Source organism: Xenorhabdus sp. SGI240 (assembly GCF_040081915.1).
Taxonomy (GTDB): Bacteria; Pseudomonadota; Gammaproteobacteria; order Enterobacterales; family Enterobacteriaceae; genus Xenorhabdus; species Xenorhabdus bakwenae.
In genome coordinates this window covers 56,781-79,781 of the sequence record NZ_JBEBMB010000019.1, presented here as the reverse complement: position 1 = coordinate 79,781, position 23,001 = coordinate 56,781, and the positions used below count along the sequence as shown (strand labels likewise).

General features: G+C 40.4%; 22 protein-coding genes, 1 tRNA gene and 2 pseudogenes. 18 read left to right on the top strand and 7 right to left on the bottom strand.

Going from position 1 to position 23,001, the window contains the following annotated elements; all coding sequences use genetic code 11:
• Both ABLA76_RS04855 and ABLA76_RS04850 read left to right on the top strand, forming a co-directional pair.
• On the top strand, positions 1-238 hold a 238-nt coding region (locus tag ABLA76_RS04855), incomplete at its 5' end, for a hypothetical protein (RefSeq protein ID WP_348987072.1).
• Positions 228-434 carry an AlpA family transcriptional regulator gene (locus ABLA76_RS04850; protein WP_348987071.1) on the top strand — a complete coding sequence of 69 codons (207 nt, stop codon included), beginning with the start codon at positions 228-230 and terminating at the stop codon, positions 432-434. The genes ABLA76_RS04855 and ABLA76_RS04850, both read left to right, overlap by 11 nt.
• On the opposite strand, the gene ABLA76_RS04845 is transcribed toward ABLA76_RS04850, so the two are convergent.
• Together ABLA76_RS04845 and ABLA76_RS04840 are read right to left on the bottom strand one after the other, a co-directional pair.
• The gene (locus ABLA76_RS04845; protein ID WP_348987078.1) at positions 435-1,646 is read right to left on the bottom strand and encodes a tyrosine-type recombinase/integrase; all 1,212 of its coding nucleotides are present in this window, start codon (positions 1,644-1,646) and stop codon (positions 435-437) included.
• A gap of 174 nt (positions 1,647-1,820) precedes the next feature.
• Positions 1,821-1,908 (bottom strand) — tRNA-Ser (locus ABLA76_RS04840).
• 181 nt (positions 1,909-2,089) lie between these two features.
• Here ABLA76_RS04840 and tusE point away from each other — a divergent pair.
• Complete coding sequence (gene tusE, locus ABLA76_RS04835; protein ID WP_047768115.1) at positions 2,090-2,419, top strand: sulfurtransferase TusE; 330 nt, start codon at positions 2,090-2,092, stop codon at positions 2,417-2,419.
• A 15-nt stretch (positions 2,420-2,434) separates the two neighbouring features.
• On the opposite strand, the pseudogene yccX reads toward tusE, so the two are convergent.
• Positions 2,435-2,714: pseudogene (gene yccX, locus ABLA76_RS04830) on the bottom strand (acylphosphatase).
• 222 nt (positions 2,715-2,936) lie between these two features.
• Between yccX and hspQ the strand changes: the two are divergent.
• On the top strand, positions 2,937-3,257 hold the full coding sequence (gene hspQ / locus ABLA76_RS04825) for a heat shock protein HspQ (RefSeq protein ID WP_200897748.1): 321 nt from the start codon (positions 2,937-2,939) through the stop codon (positions 3,255-3,257).
• A 68-nt stretch (positions 3,258-3,325) separates the two neighbouring features.
• Here hspQ and ABLA76_RS04820 read toward each other — a convergent pair.
• Positions 3,326-3,427, bottom strand: a pseudogene (locus tag ABLA76_RS04820) (CoA-binding protein); the annotation flags it as partial.
• Between the two features lie 29 nt (positions 3,428-3,456).
• On the opposite strand from ABLA76_RS04820, the gene ABLA76_RS04815 reads away from it, so the two are divergent.
• Positions 3,457-3,915: a methylglyoxal synthase gene (locus tag ABLA76_RS04815; RefSeq protein ID WP_348987070.1), complete on the top strand. Its 459-nt coding sequence runs from the start codon at positions 3,457-3,459 to the stop codon at positions 3,913-3,915.
• Positions 3,916-3,939: 24 nt separating this feature from the next.
• Here the strand turns inward: ABLA76_RS04815 and helD are convergent, their stop codons facing one another.
• Entirely contained in the window at positions 3,940-5,994 is a 2,055-nt protein-coding gene (gene helD / locus ABLA76_RS04810; RefSeq protein ID WP_348987077.1) for a DNA helicase IV, read from the bottom strand.
• Positions 5,995-6,060: 66 nt separating this feature from the next.
• On the opposite strand from helD, the gene yccS reads away from it, so the two are divergent.
• The 11 genes from yccS to ABLA76_RS04755 all read left to right on the top strand — a co-directional run bounded on the left by yccS (position 6,061) and on the right by ABLA76_RS04755 (position 19,512).
• Positions 6,061-8,226, top strand: coding sequence for a YccS family putative transporter (gene yccS / locus ABLA76_RS04805; RefSeq protein WP_348987069.1), 2,166 nt, complete (start codon positions 6,061-6,063; stop codon positions 8,224-8,226).
• A gap of 394 nt (positions 8,227-8,620) precedes the next feature.
• On the top strand, positions 8,621-9,649 hold the full coding sequence (locus ABLA76_RS04800) for a radical SAM protein (protein ID WP_348987068.1): 1,029 nt from the start codon (positions 8,621-8,623) through the stop codon (positions 9,647-9,649).
• Positions 9,650-9,653: 4 nt separating this feature from the next.
• Positions 9,654-10,997: a hypothetical protein gene (locus ABLA76_RS04795; protein WP_348987067.1), complete on the top strand. Its 1,344-nt coding sequence runs from the start codon at positions 9,654-9,656 to the stop codon at positions 10,995-10,997.
• Positions 10,998-11,103: 106 nt separating this feature from the next.
• Entirely contained in the window at positions 11,104-12,213 is a 1,110-nt protein-coding gene (locus ABLA76_RS04790; RefSeq protein ID WP_348987066.1) for a hypothetical protein, read from the top strand.
• Between the two features lie 34 nt (positions 12,214-12,247).
• Positions 12,248-13,396 carry an aminotransferase class V-fold PLP-dependent enzyme gene (locus ABLA76_RS04785; RefSeq protein WP_348987065.1) on the top strand — a complete coding sequence of 383 codons (1,149 nt, stop codon included), beginning with the start codon at positions 12,248-12,250 and terminating at the stop codon, positions 13,394-13,396.
• On the top strand, positions 13,393-14,244 hold the full coding sequence (locus ABLA76_RS04780) for a hypothetical protein (protein WP_348987064.1): 852 nt from the start codon (positions 13,393-13,395) through the stop codon (positions 14,242-14,244). The genes ABLA76_RS04785 and ABLA76_RS04780 overlap by 4 nt, the downstream gene beginning before the upstream one ends.
• Positions 14,234-15,610, top strand: a complete 1,377-nt coding sequence (locus tag ABLA76_RS04775; protein WP_348987063.1) for an AAA family ATPase — start codon at positions 14,234-14,236, stop codon at positions 15,608-15,610. The genes ABLA76_RS04780 and ABLA76_RS04775 overlap by 11 nt, the downstream gene beginning before the upstream one ends.
• Positions 15,607-16,485, top strand: a complete 879-nt coding sequence (locus ABLA76_RS04770; protein ID WP_348987062.1) for a hypothetical protein — start codon at positions 15,607-15,609, stop codon at positions 16,483-16,485. The genes ABLA76_RS04775 and ABLA76_RS04770 overlap by 4 nt, the downstream gene beginning before the upstream one ends.
• A 1-nt stretch (position 16,486) precedes the next feature.
• On the top strand, positions 16,487-17,572 hold the full coding sequence (locus tag ABLA76_RS04765; RefSeq protein ID WP_348987061.1) for a GNAT family N-acetyltransferase: 1,086 nt from the start codon (positions 16,487-16,489) through the stop codon (positions 17,570-17,572).
• Between the two features lie 9 nt (positions 17,573-17,581).
• Entirely contained in the window at positions 17,582-18,742 is a 1,161-nt protein-coding gene (locus tag ABLA76_RS04760; RefSeq protein WP_348987060.1) for a hypothetical protein, read from the top strand.
• Positions 18,743-18,984: 242 nt separating this feature from the next.
• Positions 18,985-19,512, top strand: coding sequence for a nucleoside 2-deoxyribosyltransferase (locus tag ABLA76_RS04755; protein ID WP_348987059.1), 528 nt, complete (start codon positions 18,985-18,987; stop codon positions 19,510-19,512).
• A gap of 47 nt (positions 19,513-19,559) precedes the next feature.
• Here the strand turns inward: ABLA76_RS04755 and ABLA76_RS04750 are convergent, their stop codons facing one another.
• Positions 19,560-20,183 (bottom strand): TfoX/Sxy family DNA transformation protein, encoded by a 624-nt coding sequence (locus ABLA76_RS04750; RefSeq protein ID WP_047768092.1) that lies wholly within the window; start codon positions 20,181-20,183, stop codon positions 19,560-19,562.
• Between the two features lie 241 nt (positions 20,184-20,424).
• Between ABLA76_RS04750 and sulA the strand changes: the two genes are divergently transcribed.
• Complete coding sequence (sulA, locus tag ABLA76_RS04745; RefSeq protein ID WP_348987058.1) at positions 20,425-20,997, top strand: SOS-induced cell division inhibitor SulA; 573 nt, start codon at positions 20,425-20,427, stop codon at positions 20,995-20,997.
• Between the two features lie 357 nt (positions 20,998-21,354).
• Positions 21,355-22,473 carry a porin OmpA gene (gene ompA / locus ABLA76_RS04740; RefSeq protein ID WP_348987057.1) on the top strand — a complete coding sequence of 373 codons (1,119 nt, stop codon included), beginning with the start codon at positions 21,355-21,357 and terminating at the stop codon, positions 22,471-22,473.
• 65 nt (positions 22,474-22,538) lie between these two features.
• On the opposite strand, the gene matP is transcribed toward ompA, so the two are convergent.
• The gene (gene matP, locus ABLA76_RS04735) at positions 22,539-22,988 is read right to left on the bottom strand and encodes a macrodomain Ter protein MatP (RefSeq protein WP_047768085.1); all 450 of its coding nucleotides are present in this window, start codon (positions 22,986-22,988) and stop codon (positions 22,539-22,541) included.
• Positions 22,989-23,001: the final 13 nt, after the last annotated feature.

Below are 23,001 nucleotides of genomic sequence, written 5' to 3'. Positions count from 1 at the left end.
TCGCAAGCCAGAACGGGGAGAGAAAGAAATCGCTGTACTGACTATCGACGTCATGAACGGGGTGCCCGATGAGGCGCCCTACTCTGCAAGGCCAAAAAACTTGGACGATATTCTCAGTGAGGAACTGAACACCATTATTTTTGAAGCGACATGCAGTGTCCTAGCAACACCTGACATGGTAGCAAAAATGATTTTAATGAACGGACATCAGAAAGGAGGTAATTCCAGTGTCAAATAAATTCATTAGAATAGATGAAGTTTTAAGCAGGGTAGGTTATAGCAAATCATGGACTTATAAATTAATTGATAGAGGGGAATTTCCTAAACCGGTTAAAATTGGTCCTCGTTCAATTGCTTTTGTAGAGAGTGAGATTAACGAATGGATTGAGCAGCGTATTAATAAGTCTCGCCGCCCAATTGGAGATAATGCTTAATCAGTCGTTTTTAAAACGGCTATTAATAATATCTTTCCCGTATTCCAAGGCATTCATAAAATTAGCGTACCATTGAAGCATTTCTCTACGCCCATCCAGATGAAGGGCATGATTATACGTGCCCCTAATAGTATTTTTATCAACATGAGCAAGCTGCAATTCTACCCATTCAGAAGGGAAGCGTTGCTCATGTAGCACAGTACTCATAGTGTGGCGGAATCCATGCCCCGTAGCTCTACCTCCGTATCCCATGCGCTTCATCATGGTATTCATAGCCATTTCACTGAGAGATTTTTTGTAATCAGTTCGGCTAGGAAATACATATTGGTAATCACCACTAATTGGGATTAATTGTTGAAGTAAAGTTACCGCCTGATCAGGTAAAGGCACGCTGTGCGGTCTGCGCATCTTCATTCTTTCCGCTGGAATTTGGATAAGTCTTTTTTCCAGATCAACCTCACTCCACTCTAATTTTCTTAATTCACCAGGGCGCAATCCGGTAATAATTAGAATTCTCAACGCATGTCTAACAATTTGGCTACCCATGTGCTTATCAATGGATTTCAGGAATTCGGGTAATTCGTCAACATCAAGATGAGGATAATGTTCTCTTTTGTGAGGGATAAAGGCACTAGCAAGATCAGGAGCAGGGTTATACTCAGCTCGACCGGTAATAATTGCGTATTTCCAAACTTCGCCGCAACGTTGGCGAACTTTCTTTAACTTCTCAGTAGCTCCGCGCTTTTCCATTCGAGAAAGAACATCCAGTAATTCCAAAGGCTTTATATCCGCTATCGGCCTATTACCAATATAAGGAAAAACATCATTTTCAAAAGCACTCATCATGTCAGTGCGATATCCTGCCGACCATCTATCTTTACGCTTTTCGTACCATTCAAGAGTGATTTTTTCAAAAGTATTTTCAGACATAATAGCGCCTTCTCGCTTCTTTTGTTTTCTATCTTCAGAAGGATTAACGCCACCAGCAATCATAGAGCGATACTCTGCGGTTCTTTTCCTTGCTTCTGCCAAAGGAATTTCAGGGTAAGTGCCCAAAGATAACATCTTCTGCTTACCCTCAAAACGATAACGAAATCTCCAGCCTCTAGATCCGTTCGGTTCTACCAATAGCCAAAGCCCATTACCATCAGACAGAGTGTAAGATTTCTCTTGTGGCTTAGCTCTCTTAATTGCTACGTCTGTTAGCTTCATCATTTCACCCTTGTGTATAGGAAGATGTGTATAGAAAAAACTATACACAAAACTATGCACAATTTCATGTCGCTTTCAGGAGACGTTAGGAGATATTAGGAGACTTGGATTTATTGTTATTTGTTGATTTTGTTTAAAAAAAGAGACTTTAGGAGATGTTAGAAGAAGTAGAAGTGGCGGAGGAGGAGAGATTCGAACTCTCGGATGGTTTCCCATCGGCGGTTTTCAAGACCGCTGCCTTCAGCCGCTCGGCCACCCCTCCGCAATGCCGAGCACTATAAACATCACCGTTCCCAATGTAAAGTATTTGTCTGTTCAACTGCCGTTAATTTATTCACAACACTGTCTTTTGGTCTATTTATTCAGCATTTTTGGTAATCTTTCTTGGGGATAGTGGTGATTTTTGCTAAATTGCAGCCATCGTTATTGGATGGTAAAAAGTTATGTTGGTATTTGAAAGTCGTGAGATCGAAACTGATGCACAAGGTTATCTAAAAAACTACCGTGATTGGCAAGAAGCCATGGCTCCTATCATTGCCGAGCAGGAAGCAATCGCTCTAACCGAACAGCATTGGGAAGTTATCCGTTTTGTACGCGAGTTCTATGAAGAATTTAATACTTCACCCGCTATTCGTATGCTCGTCAAAGCGATCGCCCAAAAATATGGGGAGGAGAAAGGGAATAGCCGTTACCTCTATCGCCTGTTTCCCAAAGGGCCTGCAAAACAAGCAACAAAAATTGCAGGCCTTCCCAAGCCCGTCAAATGTATTTGATTTATTCATCCGCCGCTAATGGCGGATGCTAAAATCATTCATCTCTTCTACGTCACAAAACTGAGATTGAAAATGTTCTATTTTGGCACCAGGAGGCCCACCCTGCTCTAGCCAATGTGTTAACATTTTGATTTGTCCATCATTGCCACAAGCGACAATCTTTACACTCCCATCATTCATATTACGAACATATCCCACCAGCTTATTTTTCTTTGCCCAATGGATAAGTGTGATAACGGAATCCAACTCCCTGTACCTTTCCGTAAACATAAATAGTCATGCTGCATTTAGTCATCGTTATATTCCTCCCAGATAAGATGGTAAAAACGTTGAAACCCACTTTTGTTATTGTATTTTATATACGCAACAGCTAACCTGAAATTATGAGATGGTGATCACATGCCATCTTGATTTCAAAAATCATGCAAAATTCCGGCTACCGTTACCGGGTGTGCGCTTGAAATTTACCTGACCGCCCTTATATAAGTGTCATTGCAAGGTTTCTTTGGAGGTGGCTATGATGATCGCCAGCAAATTTGGTATCGGCCAGCAAGTACGACATAGATTGCTGGGTTACTTGGGTGTTATTGTAGATATTGATGCTGAATATTCTTTAGAACAGCCGCAGGAAAATGATATTGCATCTAATGCTACCTTACGTTCAGCGCCGTGGTATCACGTTGTGATGGAAGATGATGATGGTCAACCTATCCATACTTATTTGGCAGAAGTCCAATTGACTTACGAAACATCAGATGAACATCCAGAACAATCTTCTCTGGATGAATTAGCCGAATCTATCCGCAGTCAATTACAAGCTCCACGACTACGCAATTAAATACTTTTATTACCGTTATCCAATGCATAACAGTAAGGCGGTGAATAATGAACCCATCGCCGCCTTATTCACTTTTCCATCCCCAACCGCAGGATTTCAATTTTTGGGCAACGATCCATCACAACATCTAGCCCTTCATTTTCCGCCAATAATTTTGCTTCTTCATTGATAAATAATTTATTCATATAAAGGTATCGCTATGGAATCAACTGTTCGCACCTTAGCTGAATCGAAAAATATTGCGCTTGTCGCACACGATCATTGTAAAAATTCCCTGCTGGCCTGGGTTAATACCCATAACACTTTGTTAGCAAAGCATACTTTATATGCTACAGGAACGACGGGGCATTTAATTCAGCAGAAAACAGGGTTGCCTGTAACAAGCATGTTAAGTGGGCCAATGGGAGGTGACCAACAACTCGGTGCGCTGATTTCGGAAGGCAAAATTGATGTTTTAATCTTCTTTTGGGATCCTTTGAACGCGGTTCCTCATGATCCTGATGTTAAAGCGCTGCTACGCGTGGCAACGGTTTGGAATATCCCTGTTGCAACCAACTGTTCAACCGCCGATTTTCTTATCAACTCAGCACTTTTCTCTCAAGATGTTGATATTTGCGTGCCCGATTATCAGCACTATCTCAATGAGAGATTGAAGTGATTTCAACAACCATCAGGGTGAAATTTAGGGCTTACGCTGAATCGGCACGCCCAATTGCGCCAGTTGATGAATGAAAATAGAAGGGTTTTTCAGCTTCTGCATGAGCCAAACCTGCTTTTTTGCTCGCGTCAATGCGACGTATAACAGACGGCGCTCTTCCGCATCAGGGAAATTTTCAGGTTGTGGTAATAAAACTTGTTCTATCACAGATTCCCTTTCCGGCGCCGGAAAACCGTCTTTTCCCTGTTGCAATCCCAGTATAATGACATAATCCGCTTGCTGCCCTTTAGCCGCATGAATTGTCATGAAATCAATCTTCAAATTTGGCCAGCGCGTCGGCGCTTTTTTCAATAATTCGGGTTTGAGATAGTGATAGCGAGCCAATAATAAGATGGTTTCTTGTCTGGTAACATAACCACTCATTTTATTAAGTAATGCCTCTAATTGCTCTTCCGGTAAAATAACAACCGTTTTTTTATTGTCTTTTGTCAGGCTACGGAGAGGCTTTTTAAATTGATAAGGATTTTGCTGCACAAATTGGTTGGCAATCTCCCTAATACGGTCATTAAGACGATAAGTCGTATCCAGTGCACATTCAGCTACTTTATCAAAGTAGGTTGAAAATGCTGTCGGTAACGATAATTCAGTGCCACTGAAGCGATAGATTGTCTGCCAATCATCTCCCACAACAAATAAATGACTTTGCTTATTTTGTGCCTGCAATGCCGTTAATAATTTGATCCCCAAAGGAGAAATATCCTGAAATTCGTCCACCAGAATATGTTTCCACGGGCTGATAAATCGACCTTTCTGTAAAATATTCACCGCCTGATGGATCAAACCAGAAAAATCGACCGCGCCCTCAGATTCCAATGCCGATTTCCAGGCTTTCAGCAAAGGTGCCATCAGCCGCAGACGCTTCTGAAATGCATCAATATAAGCAGCAGGTGCCTGCTCAAGCATCTCTTTTTGGCTGCCACCCTGCATACGCATTAATTCCAGCCAACGTTCTAAACGAACCGATAAACGAGTCGTCAATGACCTATCATGCCAATATTCACCTTCCGGCAATTGCCAATTCAATTCTGCATTCAACCATTCTCGCCAACCTTTAGCCTGTGCTTTTTTTCCTCCACACTGTTTTTGCCATTCTTGAATGAGAAAATCACGGCGCTTTTGCATATTCATTTCCAGCTTGCTAATTTTGGGTGACTTATTACTGCCTTGCTGAATAATATGCAATGCCAGGGCATGAAATGTTTTGGCTTTTATTTCTTGGGTTCCTAAACGAACCTGAATACGTTCATTCATTTTATCAGCAGTCTGGCAATCGAAAGCCAACAACAAAATTTGCTCTGGAAGTGCGTATTGACGTAACAATAACCATCCTGCGCGCGCAATTAAAACAGCGGTTTTTCCACTGCCCGCCCCCGCTAATACCAGAATATTTTGTTCACCATTCATCACTGCCTGACACTGAGAACGATCAAGTGGTGACGCTTCTATTGTCTGGAAAAATTGTCCATATTGCACCCGCATATGATCAACCCATTGCCGGTTCAGCGTTTGGATTATTTTTTCACCTTCCTCTGACCAATCCAGACAAATCTTATAATTGTCACGACAATTTTCAAATTGTGCGACTCGTTGTAATGGCAAAGGTAAAGCCTGAAATGTTTCCTGAATTTGTTGCTGCACGGAAGCTAAATCAGTCGTTTTCAGCCAACGATTCTGTTGTTTGATTTTAGCTATACCATTTACTTGAGCTGCCAAAACATCAGCACTGACTTCGCTCATGGCAAGGCTCCATTTTTGCCATTCTTTTAAGAGATAATGGTAAAAACGTTGTGTTTGCTGCCATTCAGTGCCATGCAGGCGAACCACTTTGCCTTCTGGAAGTTCAAATTCCAGTTCCCCCCAAACAATCCCTCGCTTACACTGGATCCCAATTAATTGATTAAATGGGATAAGGTACTGGTGCTTATCACCGCTAATTTCAATGCCAGCATTAAGTAGACGTACCCGATTATAAGGATGCTGCGCAAGGCGTTGGCCGATTTGCGTTGATTTTAGTTCTATTGTCATGGCACCGTACCTGAAAATTGTTGAACTTCTTCATCACGTCAATGTTGCCAGGGGTATTTTGTGCTAACGGTTTTATCCAGTTCCCGTCATCTTCTGTATAACAGTCACACCCTCTATTATATCCGTATATTCATTGCACTAACAGGAACCACCCTTATTCCCTGGTTATTAGGGGAAGAACTCAAAATAACCATTCCACTGCTACTGGGTGTTGTTGCGGCAGCATTAACCGATTTGGATGACCGTTTAGTTGGCCGATTACGTAACCTCACCATTACCTTAATTTCTTTCTTTGTTGCTTCCGCTTCTATTACCCTGCTGTTTCCCTATCCATGGCTTTTTATGCCTGGTTTAGCCGTATCCACTTGTGGTTTTATTCTGCTTGGAGCATTAGGGCAACGTTACGCCACTATCGCTTTTGGTGCTTTGCTCATCGCCATTTATACCATGCTCGGTTCGTCAATTTTCCCTGTCTGGTATCAACAGCCTTTATTACTGCTTACCGGCGCAATCTGGTATAACTTATTAACGTTAACCGGCCATTTATTCTTTCCGATTCGCCCCTTGCAAGAAAATTTAGCGCGCTGTTATCAGCAACTTTCAGCGTATCTCTATGCCAAAAACAGCCTGTTTGATCCCGATTCTGAGGCTGAGGAATATAAACAATCAATGTTTGATGTTGCCATGGCGAACAGTGCATTAGTCGCAACGTTCAATCATGCCAAAAGTTCTTTGTTAAGTCGTTTAAAGGGAGACAGAGGACAACGGGGGACTCGCCATACATTGCATTATTATTTTGTAGCCCAGGATATCCATGAACGCGCCAGTTCATCTCATGTTCAATATCAAAAACTACGGGACGTGTTTCGCCATAGCGATATTATGTTCCGCGTCCAGAGATTGCTTTCCATGCAAGCGCGGGCATGTGAACAGGTTGCACAATCTATTATCCTGCGTAAGCAATATCAGCATAACCCACGGTTTGAAAGTGCATTCAGCTACCTTGAAAGTTCGATTGAGCGTTTAAGAAATCAGCAAGGCACTGACACTAAGATGATGGCATTTGATAATTTGCTGAAAAATTTACGTGCCATTGACGCCCAATTAGCCGGGCTGGGTTCAGATCAATATCTTCTTTCTCAGAACACCGTTCTAAAAGATAAACAAGAAGAAACACAGTTATCCGAGGAGGCTTTAACTGGCTGGCGTGATATCTGGCTTAGGCTCAGAAGTCACCTGACACCACAATCTGCCCTATTTCGCCATGCTATCCGTATGTCCGTTTTGCTGTGTACTGGTTATGCCATTATTCAGCTATTTGATTTACAGCGTGGATATTGGATCTTGCTCACCAGTTTATTTGTCTGCCAACCGAACTATAGCGCCACTCGCCGCCGTCTGGCCTTACGTGTGATGGGTACACTAACGGGAATTTTAATTGGCCTGCCCATTCTCTATTTTGTCCCCTCCATTGAAGGCCAATTAGTGTTGATTGTTATTTCTGGTATGTTGTTCTTTGCCTTTCGTAATAGCCAATATGCACATGCAACGCTCTTTATCACTCTGCTGGTATTACTGAGTTTCAATTTATTAGGCGAAGGGTTTGAAGTAGCGCTGCCAAGAATCATTGATACATTAGTAGGTTGTGGTATTGCTTTACTTGCTGTTAGTTTTATCTGGCCAGACTGGAAGTTCCGTCAATTGCCTCAAGTGATTACCCGCACAATGGGAGCGAATTGCCGCTATCTTAGTGCAATTTTAATCCAATACCACCAGGGTAAAAGTAATAGCCTGAATTATCGGGTCGCCCGTCGTGAAGCTCACAATTGTGATGCTGAACTGGCATCAGTGATCTCAAATATGGCATCGGAACCCAAAAATTATCGAATCGCCCAAGAAGCCGCTTTTCGTCTGCTATGCCTCAATCACACCATGTTAAGTTATATTTCTGCATTAGGTGCCCATCGAGATAAACTTAACGATCCGGCAATCTTAAAAATTCTTAATAATGCAATCTGTTATGTTGAATCCACATTAGAACAAGGCCTGGTGAATGATGCTACATTGCAAGCCGCAGTGAATAAGATGTTAGAAAAAATTAATCTGATACCTTCTGAAAGTAACAGTAAAGTCCAGCTTATACTACAACAAATAGGGTTGCTCATTGAACTATTACCGGAAATTGTCTGTTTAAAAAAACAATTTAGTGAGCAAGAGCCACACTAATCAGTTATATCCGGGGCGGTATCGCCCCCGGATATATGATAGAATCATTGCCTCCCAATAAATTATTGGACACCATTAAAAAAACACTATCAAATAAATTATATTCTCGATAAACTTCAAGTTGCAACCCGCAAGACGACGCGAGGCCTTATATTTTCCCGCCGCACTGAAAAATATAACACGCATCCTGAAATTGGATTGGCATATAAATAAACACTCCATCAATTATTGACATTTACAAAAATTAATATCATCAGCGTTCGTTTTTGATATTGATTACACATGAAACTTCTGTAGAGTTGAAAATCTATAAAAAACAACAAATCATATTTATTTGATTTTTATCAATAGCGATAATTATCACTTTTGAATTTATGAACAAATGGAAAATGATATGGAAGAAACAATTGCCATTGCTAAATATCCTATTGGCCTGAACCCGGAAAAGCTTTTTGCCACCCCCAAGCTTAACTATGCATTTATACGCATAAATAATATTTGTAATGCACGTTGCGAATTTTGCGATGTATGGCAAACCGCTCAGGTTGATGCACATAAACAAATAGACATGATTAGACTTTGGCAAGAGTTAGAGGCTCTCTCACCGCAGGAAGTCAATATTCATGGAGGAGAAGCTTTTTTATCAAAAGATTTTCTGACTATTCTGGATTGTAATAAAAACACGCCGATCTCCATTACAACCAATGGAACTGCTTTATCAAAAAAGATCTTCAATCGTGTACAAAACAAGAGCCATCTTGTCAGAAAATTTTATATCTCAATTGATCATGTAGAACCCGAAAAAAATGGCAAGTCACGAGGCATTCGTTGGTTAACAAACAATCTTTATGATGCCATGGAATATATTAAACAAGAAATACCAGGCTCTGTTATTGTCGTCAATCATGTTGTTACTTCATTAAATTACGACACTATCGATGAATTCCTGCTTAAAATGGCCGAACTGAGCGTTGATGGTGTTAATCTTATTCCGATTAAGGATTATCCTTTGCTGTTTTTAAATACTGCTCAAATTAAGTTATTTATGCAGAAAATAAATACCTTACTGGAAAGCAAACAGATTTCACGCCATTTATTTATGGATGCCAATTATGAAATTTTCGGCCGCAATGAAGAGGATTATTGCCGCGCTGAAATGGGGCATTATAACGCATCCAGTAAAAAAGCGTGTGCCATTCCCCTGACAACGCTATTTATTGATGCCGTAACAGGAAAGGTCTACCCTTGCGACACTACGATGTATCGGCCAAACCCCGAGCAGTATGTTATGGGGAATATCCTGGAGAATTCACTATCCGATATTTGGCATGGTGATAAGTTCTCACTGTTCCGTAAAAAAATGTATCCCGTAATTACTTGCGATTGCATTAAAGGCTGTGATCCTGCTAATAGATTAAGGTAAAAAGATGTCTCCAGAAATACATATCAATAATCAGGCTCGTTTTTATCGCGGGAAGCCAACTATTTTCTGTATGCCGGATATCAAAGATAGTGAACGTTTTGTTCAACTCTGCTATCAACATCATTTAAATATTATTCTGTTGGTCAAGAAAAAATGGCTGGATTCAACGGATTGCTCTTTAGCACTAGCATATATCGTGATTGATGATCCGTTAGCTAACCACGCCGGTAAAAAAATAATAGAAGCACTGAAACAGGTCAAAGGGACACTATCAATTCTTACCGCGCCAATTCATATCGATTATTTTATGGCATTTTCTGAGCTTCATGTTGAATTGATGGCCGCTATCGCTGCTCATATTAACCAGGATACCCATATCATTGATGTAGCCCGATCATTCAGAGATAAATGGATAATGCGGAAAACTGCCAGTGCGCGGGGGCTATTTTGTCCCAGATTCACACTGGCATCGGAAATACTCACCTCACCTGAACAGTTCGAGGTCTTTACTGAATCCGTTGAGAATTCTGCCAAACATAAAGGCAACCAGGTCGGTTTTATTGTAAAGCCACGCTCATTTTGGGGATCGATGGGAGTGACCGAGCATCTCGATCGCACCTCCTTGCTTTGTGCATTACAGAAACTGGATGCGCCAGAAGAGTATCTCGTTGAAGAAAAAATCCAAGGCAGATTATTACATGTTGATGCCGCAGTATTTCAACATAAGGTTATCTATCAAGGCATCGGCGTTTACGCCTGTTCATTACTCTCTTCCGATCAAACCAAACCTGACCATTTTATGTGGCATACTATGTTGCCAGACTCTCCAGATAGCCATAGATTGTTTGAATTTAACCACCGGGTATTGCAGACATTCAATCTCGAATACGGTTTTACTCATACTGAAATTTTCATTGAAGAAAATACCGGTAATCTCCTACTTTGCGAAACCGCATCACGCCCACCAGGGCTAAGACTATTCGACCTTCATGCGCAAGCCTATAGTAAGCATGCCTTTGATGTCTTTATCAATGCATTAATTTCCCCTGCTTCGATTGGCAAAGAGCCTGCTTTCTCCATAGATAACCCTGATCTCAGTTGCATTGGGATGATCATTTTTAACCCGCCGATTGGAGAAGTAAAATCCATAACGCCTATAAAAAAAATTATTGATGAGCATGTGATTGAATGGGAGCAATATGCTGAAACGGGCTGTTATTTTTCCAACACCCATTACACTGAAAAAATGGGGTATATTATTTGCTCTGCCAACAATGAACATGACTGTCTGAAATATTTAAACAATTACAATAATAAATTTCATTATACAACCATAAAACAAGATTAATACGATGATAAGATATCTGTTTCTTATTTCTTTATTTATTAATGGCGTTGGCTCCAGTATTCTTGCCGTCGGATACCCCTATATATTATTATCTGAGGGCACGCCAATGACATACTATTATGCCAATATGGGGATCATATTTTTATTTACCTCCATTGGCGCTTTGTTATGGGGCTATAAAATTGACTATTCAACAGACATTTGGAAATTTCGTATTTTTATATTATTAATTGAAATACTTAGCACACTGTTATTATTAATATTATTATTGAGTAAAATAGCATTTTCTCCCATTATGTTGCTTCTATTTATCTCATTGTTGGAATTTCTTTTTGCCTATGAAATCCCATGGTCACGTGTTGCCTGGCACGAACTTAATGACTGGACAGAACAACAAGGTGGCAAGCATTTGAATGTTTCTCTCTATATTGTTATTGCTACATCGCTTATTTCAGCTATTGGCCCTGGATTTGGTGCTTTACTAGGAATTACTCAAGGGATAGATACGCTTGTGACTATCAAATTATTTTCTCTGTTGCCTTATTTTTATGTCTGTTATCTTATGATAAAAATGCAGATAAAACGGACAGCAGGGCAAAAATCTCAGTTATCCGTTGGGTTACGTTCTGTATTTCAGCAAAGCTATTATAAGACATTTGCCATTGCCATTGTCTTTACAATTTTTGCCAATGCATTTTTGATGGTGGCACTCCCTGTTGTTGTTATGGAAAGTTTGGCGAATGAAAGTTATGGATTGGTCACTCTATTCTATTTACTCAGTGCCCTGATACCCATTTTCTGTACAACATTACTCAATAAAACAAGCATTGATAATCGTATCCAACGTTATCCCATTTCAATATTTATTGGTCTGTTTATATTTGGTATTCTGTTTTTTCAGCTACCCGTTTTTTATGCGAAGGCGTTTTTCTATTTGCTCTATAACATCGCAATAATTTATTTCAATATCTTAATTACCAAAACCATTTATCAACAGGGTTTAGAAATGCATCAAGGCCGTCTATTTTCTTTATTTCAGATCACAATGAACTTTTCATTCCCAATAGCTGCAATCACCGTATCCATTGCCCCTGGTTCCACACAATCTTTTTTACCTGTGGCCGGTTTCTCTATACTTTTTCTGATTGCAATAGCTGTTTATTTAATCATTCAAATGAATAAAGTATCTGCTCCAACCCATCATTGGCACAGGTGATATTAATAAAAATATTGATTATTAGGATTATAATATGTCATATCTTAGACCTTACCTCGGTAATGCCAAAATTGCTGATAATATACAATACCGCTTGCAAACCGTTCTTGATAATAAAGCGGTGTTTAGATATGCCACAGAGAGCCAATATTGTCGTCAGGCGGAAAGGCTGTTACAAAATATTCTGCATACCCAACATGCCATCCTACTGACAAATGGTACTGTCGCGCTCAAAGCGGCTTTGCTTGGACTTAGGCCCCAAATAGGGCAATGGGTACTCATTCCCTCCATCTCATTTATCGCTACTGCCAATGCCGTACTCAGTTGCGGATTAATCCCTGTTCTTGTTGATGTCGATGACACTGGCATGATGTGTCCAGAGGCATTAAACAAGACAATAAATCAAATGGATACCAAACCTCTGGCTGTCATTGCCGTTCATTTGGAAGGTACTGCTGCTTCAATTGCTCAGATCGCTCAAATTTGCCAACAACATAATGTGTACCTGATTGAAGACTGTGCACAAGCGATAGGAGTGAATTATCAAAATCAACCTGTGGGCACATTTGGCGAATATGGCTGTTTCAGTTTTCAGGCCAATAAATTAATCAGTAGCGGTGAGGGAGGTTTACTGATTGCCAAAAATAATTCTCTATTCATTAATGCCTGCATGATGACTGACCACGGTGCTGAACGTACCGCAGAGGGCTATCCAGATTGGAGCAATAGTATTGGTTTTGGTGACAATAATAAATTCAATGAAATACAAGCTGCGTTACTGATTAATCAATTGGAAAATATTGAACAGTTCCGCGCCTTATTAACAGAGCGTTATCAAGCAATCCTGCAATATTTACCCACAGATTGGATCACTGCACGCCCGGAAGGAACGATACCCGTTTCTGTCTGGTTAAAACGCAGCAAATTGCCCAAAGATCGCTTCAATTCAACACTACTATATGATTGGCAAGCCTGGGATCTGGCTAACCATCCGATTATAAAAAATCAGCTTTCCCCCTACTCTGACCGTTTTCCCTGGACTCTACAAAAAAGTCCACTCCCTGTATCAACATTAGAGAAACATAAAGTCATCTTGAGTGACCGTATTTGCCTGCCTGTACCTATTGATAATGCGACTTACGAAAATGTCTTACAGTGGGCGATGGAAGGAAACCTGTCATGATATTAGACAATAACTTTTTCACCCAACTCAACGGGAATAACCAGTCTGTCCAATATGTGTTGGGGGGTTCTTGTATCTGTTACGCAAAAGGTGTACCAGCCCGACTTTCACTACAAGATTTGATCGATTCTGTGCTGCCAACAATCATCGCTTCGCAGCACAATGCTCCTGTTTATCTCTATTTTCAATCCCATGAAGCAATCATGATGGCCGACTTATTGCATTTTGACCCTCAGCAAGCTAACCACAAAACAATGAGAGAATGGTTAGAAGCCGGCATCGTTTATACTTTGGAGCAGTTGAATATCCCCTTACCCCCAATCTATTGGGTGGATACCTCCGAAGATAAGATCCGCCAGCATATTGATCAATGGGTTCCTCACATCAAAACCGTGTTGCCAACCTCAATGCTATATGGTCTCTACGCCAAAAAACCGGACGCCACTTATCCACAGGGAACAGACGAAGAACAGATGATGTTGGATGTGTATTACCGCAACATTACCCTTTATACCCCCGAATTCCTCAGCACAGCGCTTGAAATTCCTCCAGAGCAAACGCTGTTTGTGGAAAATACCACGCAACAAAAAGCCATCCAGATTTACTATCATGCCATTGGGCAGAATTGCAATATATTGCTCTACACCCCGCCACCAAATACACAAGGAAAGGAAATGTGTTTGGGTAACAGCAATCATAAAATCGAGTTACGTCTCACCGCAAAACAGATTATGCATCGTGCCGCTAAAATTGGTCATGATGATTATTATCAAACCGTCTTTAACCTGCATTCTATTGCCGATATCATGCGAGGCTGGCAATTAAAGGTATTAGGTAATGAAGCATAAAACTGTTGTTGTCATTAGAGGAACACCGGCAAGTGGTAAATCCACAACGTGCAACCACTTGAAAGATGTCATGCTGGCGCAGGGGCTAACTGTCTCCTATTTACCGTGGGATACTTTTCATCATTTTGTTGAACCAAGAACATACCTGACACTGAAAATCATCATGGAAGATACCTTGCGATTGTTAAAGGTTGCTGATGATTGCCTTGATGCGGGCAGTGACTTGATCATTCTGGATGGCGTATTCATTTATCCTGAAGAAATTGACGCTATCCACTCCCTATTTACGCAAAAAGGTGTCCGAATTCTGCATTATCGGCTCGTTGCGCAGGAGCCAACGCTGATTACCCGTAATCAGGAACGAGCTGTAGAAGATCGTTTACCAGCTTCCCGTATTAAAGAAGTCGTTCAGGATAGTTTGTGGGAGCACAATGTCCCTCATGAAATTGTGCTTGATAGTACGGAATATTCTCCAGACAGTATTGTGGCGCTGATAAGCCAGGCAATTATGCAACCTGAATCAATTGTCCCTCTTGCCAATCCAACGACTTCTCATTTATGGCGTTTAGGAACCGCATTACGTTACCCTGAACTCAGGCGTTTTGAGCATGTTGATCTGGTCTGGCAAGAAGGTCAGCAACAATGGCAAAGCAATACATTCTTCGATTTCATTTTTACGGTTCAAGAAGAAAAAGAATTACGCTCTTTTTTACAGCGACAACCTGTTTTATTTAAGTATCTGAACGCAAAATCCCGCACCTATTTCTACCTGCATGATTTAGCGCAACAGCACGGTTTACAGTGTCATGAAGAAAGCAAATGGTCAGCCCCCATTGTCAACATACCACCTGAAACAACAGTCGCTGACTTTTTGATCCAGCACTCAACACGATTAAAACGCAGTCTTAAGAAGGCACGCACCCACCCTACCGTCACACGTTACAGTACTTCGAGTCAAACTGAGCAATTGTGGCAAGATGCGCTGTATGTGGACGCCAAAGGCTGGAAAACCACTCAACAAAGTGATATGCGCAGCCTGAACCGTGAAGACCTCCAATATCTCCCTGGCCTGTTATCCAACAGTCACCAGTATCATCTGGCAGTCACTTATGACGATAAAGGTACTCCTGGTGCCTGGTCATTGATGATAAATAACGGTGCCGGTCAATGGTATGCCGCTAAATGGGGTTGTAGCTATCTGGGTAGAGAAAAATTAATGGGAATCCATTGCCTGATTAGTCATCTGGAAACGCTCTATTGCCCTTATACTGGCCTTCAGCTTGATCTGTGGGGCAGAGAAAATGAATTCTATGACCAGTTAGCCAATCAATATATTGAGCGTCTTCATCTCAGGATCACACCATGATATCTCACCGCAACCTACTCGCTTTGCAAGGTATACTGTCTCAGCAAGATATCATGTCGCTGGACAATATCATGAACTCTGGCTGTTCAGTCCGGCGTTTTTTCCGCGAAGATCTCCAGGCCGTGGCCGGTCAGGGCTATTGCCTGATGCCAGAGTGGATATGTCAAAGCATGGTTGAATCTGTTTACGCAGCCAATTGGCAGCCACTTTTCTATCCTGTTTTATCGCCAGAACAAGCCAGCATGATTTTGCAAGCGGATATCCAGGCTATGATGGCAATGCTAAACTCTCTTCCACAACCATGTGCCATACTTCTCGCTCATCCTTTAGGTTATATCGACCCAGGATGCAGAGAATTTTTGCGAGAAATTCAAAGCAACCACAATATTTATGTATTTCTGGATCTTTCTCAGGGTTATGGCAGGAAAGAGTGTTTACAGGAACTCCTGCATGTTCATGCCGCTTATTATTCTTTCAACGGCAATAAACTTCTCAGTACCGGTGGAGCATTGCGTCTTCGTCTCACAAACAGAGAGCATATTCCCGCTGCTGTCAGAAATATTTTGACTGCCTTTTATACCGCAGCCGAAGAAAAATTTGCGGTATTGAGAAAGCATCTGCAATCTCACTTTATTGAAGATGATATCCACAATGTCTTACTGTACGCGTCTTACCAATCAAGCCCCTATCGTACCGTATTAAATTGGGAGAAATGTTCTCCCTCCCTGCAAACATTACTTAAACATCAGGGCCTGGTTCAGCCGTTACTCGCCAACCCCCGACAAGAAAAAGCGCATTCCAGCTTAAATTATCATCAATGGTGTGAGAAAGTGATGTTGATGTTTAGTTCACCAAGAGTTGAATGGAGTCAGTAATATGTTAGAACTCAAACAAGTTACCCCTCAATCTCCCTTGTGGAATTCATTTCTTCATCTTTATGGAGAATATTTTCAACGCCATTGGCCAGAAGTCTTTGGGGATCAGTCAGAAGAGGCGATTGCAAAGGAAAATCATACTATCCTTGAACAACGCATCCTGCAAGGTGACAGAGGGCTATTTTTGTTGCTAAATGCCGGGCAATTAGCGGGATTAGCCAATGTGTATCTTGAACGGGAAGGGAAAGTGACCCTGAATATTGCTGAATTTTATATCAGGGATGAATATCAGCGCCAGAAACTGGGTTATGGATTATGGCATGCCATGTTGCAATGGGGACGTCGCCACGGTGCCACACATGTTCATCTGGAGACAGATACAGGAAAAAATGCCACCTTTTTTTGGCAATCTCATGGACTTTCAAGCCATCAAATAGAGGGACGCATACACTACAATGGTCCCATCCCCCCCTTAAAGATACTGTGGATCAGGCATGGGCAAATTATCCCGCTTGACCATCTCGATTACTGTCCTGAAGATAATGTGATCGCTCTTGATGCCACATCAATCAAACAGGCTGAAAAAATTGGTAGACGAATATTGGGGAAATTGCCGTGGCAAAATATTTATACCTCACCTCAACGTCGGGCGCTTGAAACGGCCAGAGCACTCAGTTCAGCATATCAATCTTGTTCAATACAAGAAACTGATGCACTTTGTGAATTCTTTCCAAAAGAGCTTATTGGCCTGAAACTGGCAGATATTCCGCATCGCTACGGTGAAGATTATGCTTATCGGTTACTGTATACCCCCCTAGATTCCCCTTTCAAAGATTCAGAACAAGTGACCGACGCAGCTGATAGAATTCATCGTTTTATTATGCAAATTGGCGATGAACTTTCGATGTCTTCTATGCGGATTATTATCTCCCATCAAAATTTGCACAATATTTTCTTAGCTCATTTAATGACAAATAATCTCAATCTTTCTGGGCGATTACATCTTAATAACCTCCATGGTAGTACCTTTTTATATTGTCCCTATACTAAACAATTTGATATAGAAAATGTAAATATTCCTTTATGAGAGAACAATATGTTAAAAAATATGCCATATATTATTTTTGACGCAGACCCATTCTGTTTTGGCCCAATATCCACCACGTTAAATGTGGTGGAGAAATTAAAGCGTCGGAATAAATTAATGCCGGACACTAAATTTATTTTATTAGGCACACTGACTTCTTCTCAATTAGGTGAAAAATCCGGCCTGTTTGATGAAATTTATGAATGTGATACTACTTCAGTTACAGAACTTTCACGCTATTCTGAGCTTATTTCTGGTGCAAGTTTGTATATCATTAATACTAACCTTAACTCGATTGATTTCGTTTCAACGCTTAATCCATCCATTATCTATATCGACACACTATTTTGGATGTGGGATGATCTTCATGTTGACCTGCACAAAACTGAAAAAACATTTATTCAAGACTTTCATGGAATAGAACGTAATATTGAACGATTCCATGATAAGCTTGGTAATTATCAAGTTATTCCACCAATTCTTCACAATTCTCTGCAACAATGCATAATGGATGATCATCCTCCAGAAGGGATATTAATTACTCTTGGTGGTATTGATACAGTCTACGACGATACCACAGATTTTTATTATCATTTCCTCGAAGAGTTATTGTCTATTCCCTATCTGCAAAATGAAACCAACATTACTATTGCAGGAGGAGGTAAAACTATCGTAAATTTGGCAGAAATATTTGCCAAAACGCATCCTCATATTCATATTGGCTGTTTTTCAAGACATGATTTTCTGCAAAAATTACACCGTGCCCGTAAGGTATTAGCCAATCCGGGCCTGACAACATTTTATGAATGCGTCGCTCTCAATAAAGATGTTTTTTTCTTACCACCACAAAACTATAGTCAGCAATTACAATTAGATGTGTATCTACAAAATTATTATCGTCAGGAATACGGTTTCTTATGGCAACCGGAATATGGTTATCCTGATATCCCCCCATATCTACCAGAGAAAGACGGATTAGCATTAATTAAAAAATGCAATAACTTATTTATTAATAACCCTAAAGAACGAAAACGTGCTATAAATAAGATAAGTCAATTTCTTGAAAAAGAAAAAAACAACACTAATTCTTGTCATGACATTTTTCAAAATAATTCAGATGATATTATTGCTGATTACATTGAAAATAGGATATCCAATCAAAAAATATAATACACAATCATAACTTAGATATAATACAACAATGAGAATATCATTTATTCCAATAATCATTTTTAATATCTGTATAAAGAAATAAATTATTATCATCTATTCATATACTCGATAAACTTCAAGTTGCAATCCGCAAGACGATGCGAGGCCTTATATTTCCCCGCGCAGCGGGGAAATATAACATGCATCTTGAAATTGGATTGGTATAAATATTAAAACTTATTTCCATAAGAGGCGGCCCTATGTCCATAATATTTTCTGATGTTAAAGTATTTGTTGGTGGTCCTATCCAACATGCATTGAAATTAAGGGTGTTAGACACTAACTTACAAGTTCACATTAAATCTGCTATTCACCATCTGGAATCACTTGGTGCAGAAGTTTTTTCGGCCCATCGTACAGAACAATTCGGCGGAACAACGCACTTATTTACTCCAGAGGAAGTCTCCCAACGGGATCGCCAATGGATGGAGCAATGTGACATTTTCGTTGCCATTTTGCCTGTCTGTCCACAACAGAAACAACTAATGAGAACAGATGGTACTCATATTGAATTGGGTTGGGCTTCCGCCTTAAGACGCCCAATCATATTAGTCACCGAAAAACCCTTTGATAATTCTGCCAGCCATTTACTAAAAGGCCTGTCTGCTATTGCTTATGTTCATCATATCCCTCTGAATGATTTTGTCTGTGACCCGGCTATATTAAGCCATACAATTCAATCTATTATAGAAAAGAAAGTTACTCCAAAATCTTCAGCCGTTGCATGAAACGGAAATAGTAGGGGCTAACGCCCCTATTCACTATATTTTACTTATTATGGATGATTATCTGAATTATCGTGGACCAGCTCGCTGTGCCAGTTAATTAATTCGTCACGTAATTTTTCTGGTAATACCGCAACATGACACCCTTCTATTGCACCTGCTAATGCAAGCAACAAACTGACATTTGTTTTTTTCCTATGCTGCTGGAGTTTAAGGTAAGTTGCTTTTGCCCCCAATATTCTTAATTCTTCTACTTTAGAAATACCCACTTTCCATAATTGCCTTTCTAAAGCGATCCCTAAATTAGGAAGATCTTTAAGCCTAAGAGGTATTTTTTGCCTATTTATCATTTCTTTCATTGTGTATTGGTAGGCTAAATTGACATACTCAAATAATTGTTTTTGATCCTGCCAAAGTGATTCATTAACACGGTAATACCGCAAAGTCACAGGTATTCCTCTTTTTAAATAAATAAATTTTTCCATTCCCCTGGCTTTAAATAGTACCTCAGCGTGACTATTCCCTCGTAAATAAAGCTCTCCATCAGAACTGATGGCAAATAAAACATCATCAATTAACAATCCAATGCCGCCAAATTGAGATTTTTTCTTAAGCTTTCCCAGTGAAGATACACCATGCTGCAATTGAACAAAACTAGCTCCAGATAAAAACATTTTTTATCACTCCATGAATCACATTCCAAAGTAATGTTTGATCATGCCTTCTGTTAATAAAATAGATAACCAGAACAATTAATTAAAACCATACGCAATCTATTTCCAACTGCCAATCGTTAAGGCATAAAAATCCTAATTTCTGTAAATTTTTGCGAAGCGCTTTGAAAAAAAGAGACTTGCTTTTAATCAAATATCGTTATACTGTATATATATACAGCTTATTATGACGGGGAACATTATGAGCATTCGATCAGCGTGGGCATATCTCACTGAGAAAACAACAGCAGCTGCTAACACAACCGTGAACGAACATAAAACAGACAAAAAAGTGGTTGGGATGACCATGAAAAGAGTGTCTTTTGTGGAACCACTTCAATGCACTTCACACACGATAAAAGGCATGGTCAGTGAGCTGGTTTACAATGAACACCAGCCTGTCATTAATCACATTCTTCTTCCTTTATTGCACCAGTCTGGAAAAGAAAATCGATGGTTACTTTGGGTAAATCCTAATAAGCGGTTAAATCGCCAATGGTTAATCGATGCCGGGCTTCCTTTAAATAAAATTGTTCAACTAAACCAAATCCATCCTATTGCTTCAATTAGTGCTATGGAAAAAGCGTTGGCAAGCGGCAATTATAGTGTTGTATTGGGTTGGTTGCCGGAATTATCAGAATATCAATTAAGTACGCTACAAATCGCTGCTCAAAAAGGTATTACTCTCGGTTTTATTATGCGACCACAAAATTTATCACATCCATTTATTACACAAGCGAATAAGCTACAAATTCATTCTGATTATTATCATTGATTTAAATTAGGATTAATCCCAATATTTTTTATGAAAAATTAAGCTACTCATTGATAATTATTATTGTTTGTAATGAAAATCAATATATTAATACTGTAAACATTGTAAATGTTAGTCAAAAATACTTATTTTTTGTCAGTCAATAATTAATTTTTTTGCGCCATGAGTCACAGTGCACTTGTAACTTTTTAACTTCGTTGTAGACTTTACACAGTTTAGGGAGTTGTGCTTACCGCTCTTATATTTCAGAACACATCTTCTGATAAAAGCATAGTTACCTAACAGAACATTTTAACCAGTGGCTAACAATAAGGCTTTTAAAGCCAATTGCCTATTTGGATGATAACGAGGCGTAAAATGAAAAAGACAGCTATCGCAGTAGCAGTGGCAGTAGCAGCTTTCGCAACTGCTGCTCAAGCAGCTCCAAAGGACAACACCTGGTATACCGGTGCTAAACTGGGTTGGTCTCAATACCATGACGTAAATTTCTACGGTAATGGTTATGATAACCGGATTGGTAACGGCTCTACCCATAAAAGTCAGCTAGGTGCGGGTGCTTATGTCGGTTACCAAGCAACCCCATACTTAGGTTTTGAACTGGGTTACGATTGGTTAGGTCGCATAGCTTATAAAGGCAGCACCGATAATGGCGCTTTCCGTGCCCAAGGTATTCAGCTGACCACGAAACTGAGTTACCCAGTGCTGGACAATCTGGACGTTTATACTCGTCTTGGCGGTATGATATGGCGTGCAGACTCTTCTGCAACCTATAATGCCAATGCAATAGCTGGAACGGGTGAAAAAGACCAACGTAGACTGAAAAACGACGACACAGGTGTTTCTCCTCTGGCCGCGATTGGTGTCGAATACGCATTGACCAAAAATCTGGCAACCCGTCTGGACTACCAGTGGGTTAACAACATCGGTGATGCCACTACCGTTGGTGCCCGTCCAGATAACGGCCTGTTGAGCGTTGGCGTTTCTTACCGTTTCGGTCAGGATGAAGCGGCGCCAGTCGTTGCACCAGTAGCACCTCCTGTTGTGCCAGCGCCTGTCGTTGAAAATAAGAGCTTTACTCTGCGCTCTGATGTTCTGTTCAATTTCAACAAATCAACACTGAAAACAGAAGGTAAACAAGAACTGGACAACCTTTATAACGAACTGGCTAAAATCGACCCAACGCAGGGCAAGGTTCTGGTACTCGGTTACACTGACCGCATCGGCAGCCAAAATTACAACCTGCCATTATCTCAGAAACGTGCTCAGTCCGTCGTAGATTATCTGGTTGCTAAAGGCATCCCAGCAGATAGCATTCAGGCTGAAGGTCGCGGTAAGAACAACCCTGTTACTGGTTCTATCTGTGACAAAATTAAAGTTCGCACTAAACTTATCGACTGCCTGGCTCCAGATCGTCGTGTAGATATCAATATTCAGGGCACGACTGAAGTGACCACTCAACCCAATACGGCTCAGTAAGATCGTTATCATCAAGTCAATAAAAACCCCATTTTAAATGGGGTTTTTATCTGTCTATCGTGGGCTTATTTCCCTAATATTGCTTCCAAATCCTGCTTCAAACTCGACATTTGGTGAGTATACTTTTCCCGATATTCAGCATCTTCCAATAACTGTATGATTGTTTCTGACAGGGTATTGCCACGACGTCGGGATAGCGCTGAAAGCCGCTGCCAAACACGAAAATCCAAATCAATGGATTTCTTACGCGAATGTTGATGTTCAGCATTAAAATGACGTTTACGTCGCGCCCTAATCGTTTGCTTCATTCGGTTAGACAAATCTGGATTCATATGTAAAGAAATCCATTTCAGTACCTTGACTGGCTCGCTTTCTAAATACATTAATTCATTGACCGCATCTTGCGCTGCACTTTTTTCAATGTATTTAGTAATCGGCTCACCTTCACGGTGTTTTTTTGCCAAATAAGCCCATTTCCAGCCACATTCCAGATTTTCCAATTGTTGATATTTCATTTCATCTCTCAGT

Excerpts from the sequence above, each read along its gene's own strand:
- ABLA76_RS04775 (WP_348987063.1), top strand. The coding sequence starts at position 14,234 with ATGAAGCATAAAACTGTTGTTGTCATTAGAGGAACACCGGCAAGTGGT.
- ABLA76_RS04760 (WP_348987060.1), top strand. The coding sequence starts at position 17,582 with ATGTTAAAAAATATGCCATATATTATTTTTGACGCAGACCCATTCTGT.
- ABLA76_RS04750 (WP_047768092.1), bottom strand. The coding sequence starts at position 20,183 with ATGTTTTTATCTGGAGCTAGTTTTGTTCAATTGCAGCATGGTGTATCT.
- matP (WP_047768085.1), bottom strand. The coding sequence starts at position 22,988 with ATGAAATATCAACAATTGGAAAATCTGGAATGTGGCTGGAAATGGGCT.
- ABLA76_RS04770 (WP_348987062.1), top strand. The coding sequence starts at position 15,607 with ATGATATCTCACCGCAACCTACTCGCTTTGCAAGGTATACTGTCTCAG.
- ABLA76_RS04765 (WP_348987061.1), top strand. The coding sequence starts at position 16,487 with ATGTTAGAACTCAAACAAGTTACCCCTCAATCTCCCTTGTGGAATTCA.
- ABLA76_RS04800 (WP_348987068.1), top strand. The coding sequence starts at position 8,621 with ATGGAAGAAACAATTGCCATTGCTAAATATCCTATTGGCCTGAACCCG.
- ABLA76_RS04785 (WP_348987065.1), top strand. The coding sequence starts at position 12,248 with ATGTCATATCTTAGACCTTACCTCGGTAATGCCAAAATTGCTGATAAT.
- ompA (WP_348987057.1), top strand. The coding sequence starts at position 21,355 with ATGAAAAAGACAGCTATCGCAGTAGCAGTGGCAGTAGCAGCTTTCGCA.
- ABLA76_RS04815 (WP_348987070.1), top strand. The coding sequence starts at position 3,457 with ATGGAATCAACTGTTCGCACCTTAGCTGAATCGAAAAATATTGCGCTT.
- ABLA76_RS04845 (WP_348987078.1), bottom strand. The coding sequence starts at position 1,646 with ATGAAGCTAACAGACGTAGCAATTAAGAGAGCTAAGCCACAAGAGAAA.
- ABLA76_RS04755 (WP_348987059.1), top strand. The coding sequence starts at position 18,985 with ATGTCCATAATATTTTCTGATGTTAAAGTATTTGTTGGTGGTCCTATC.
- tusE (WP_047768115.1), top strand. The coding sequence starts at position 2,090 with ATGTTGGTATTTGAAAGTCGTGAGATCGAAACTGATGCACAAGGTTAT.
- sulA (WP_348987058.1), top strand. The coding sequence starts at position 20,425 with ATGAGCATTCGATCAGCGTGGGCATATCTCACTGAGAAAACAACAGCA.
- ABLA76_RS04795 (WP_348987067.1), top strand. The coding sequence starts at position 9,654 with ATGTCTCCAGAAATACATATCAATAATCAGGCTCGTTTTTATCGCGGG.
- hspQ (WP_200897748.1), top strand. The coding sequence starts at position 2,937 with ATGATGATCGCCAGCAAATTTGGTATCGGCCAGCAAGTACGACATAGA.
- ABLA76_RS04780 (WP_348987064.1), top strand. The coding sequence starts at position 13,393 with ATGATATTAGACAATAACTTTTTCACCCAACTCAACGGGAATAACCAG.
- ABLA76_RS04790 (WP_348987066.1), top strand. The coding sequence starts at position 11,104 with ATGACATACTATTATGCCAATATGGGGATCATATTTTTATTTACCTCC.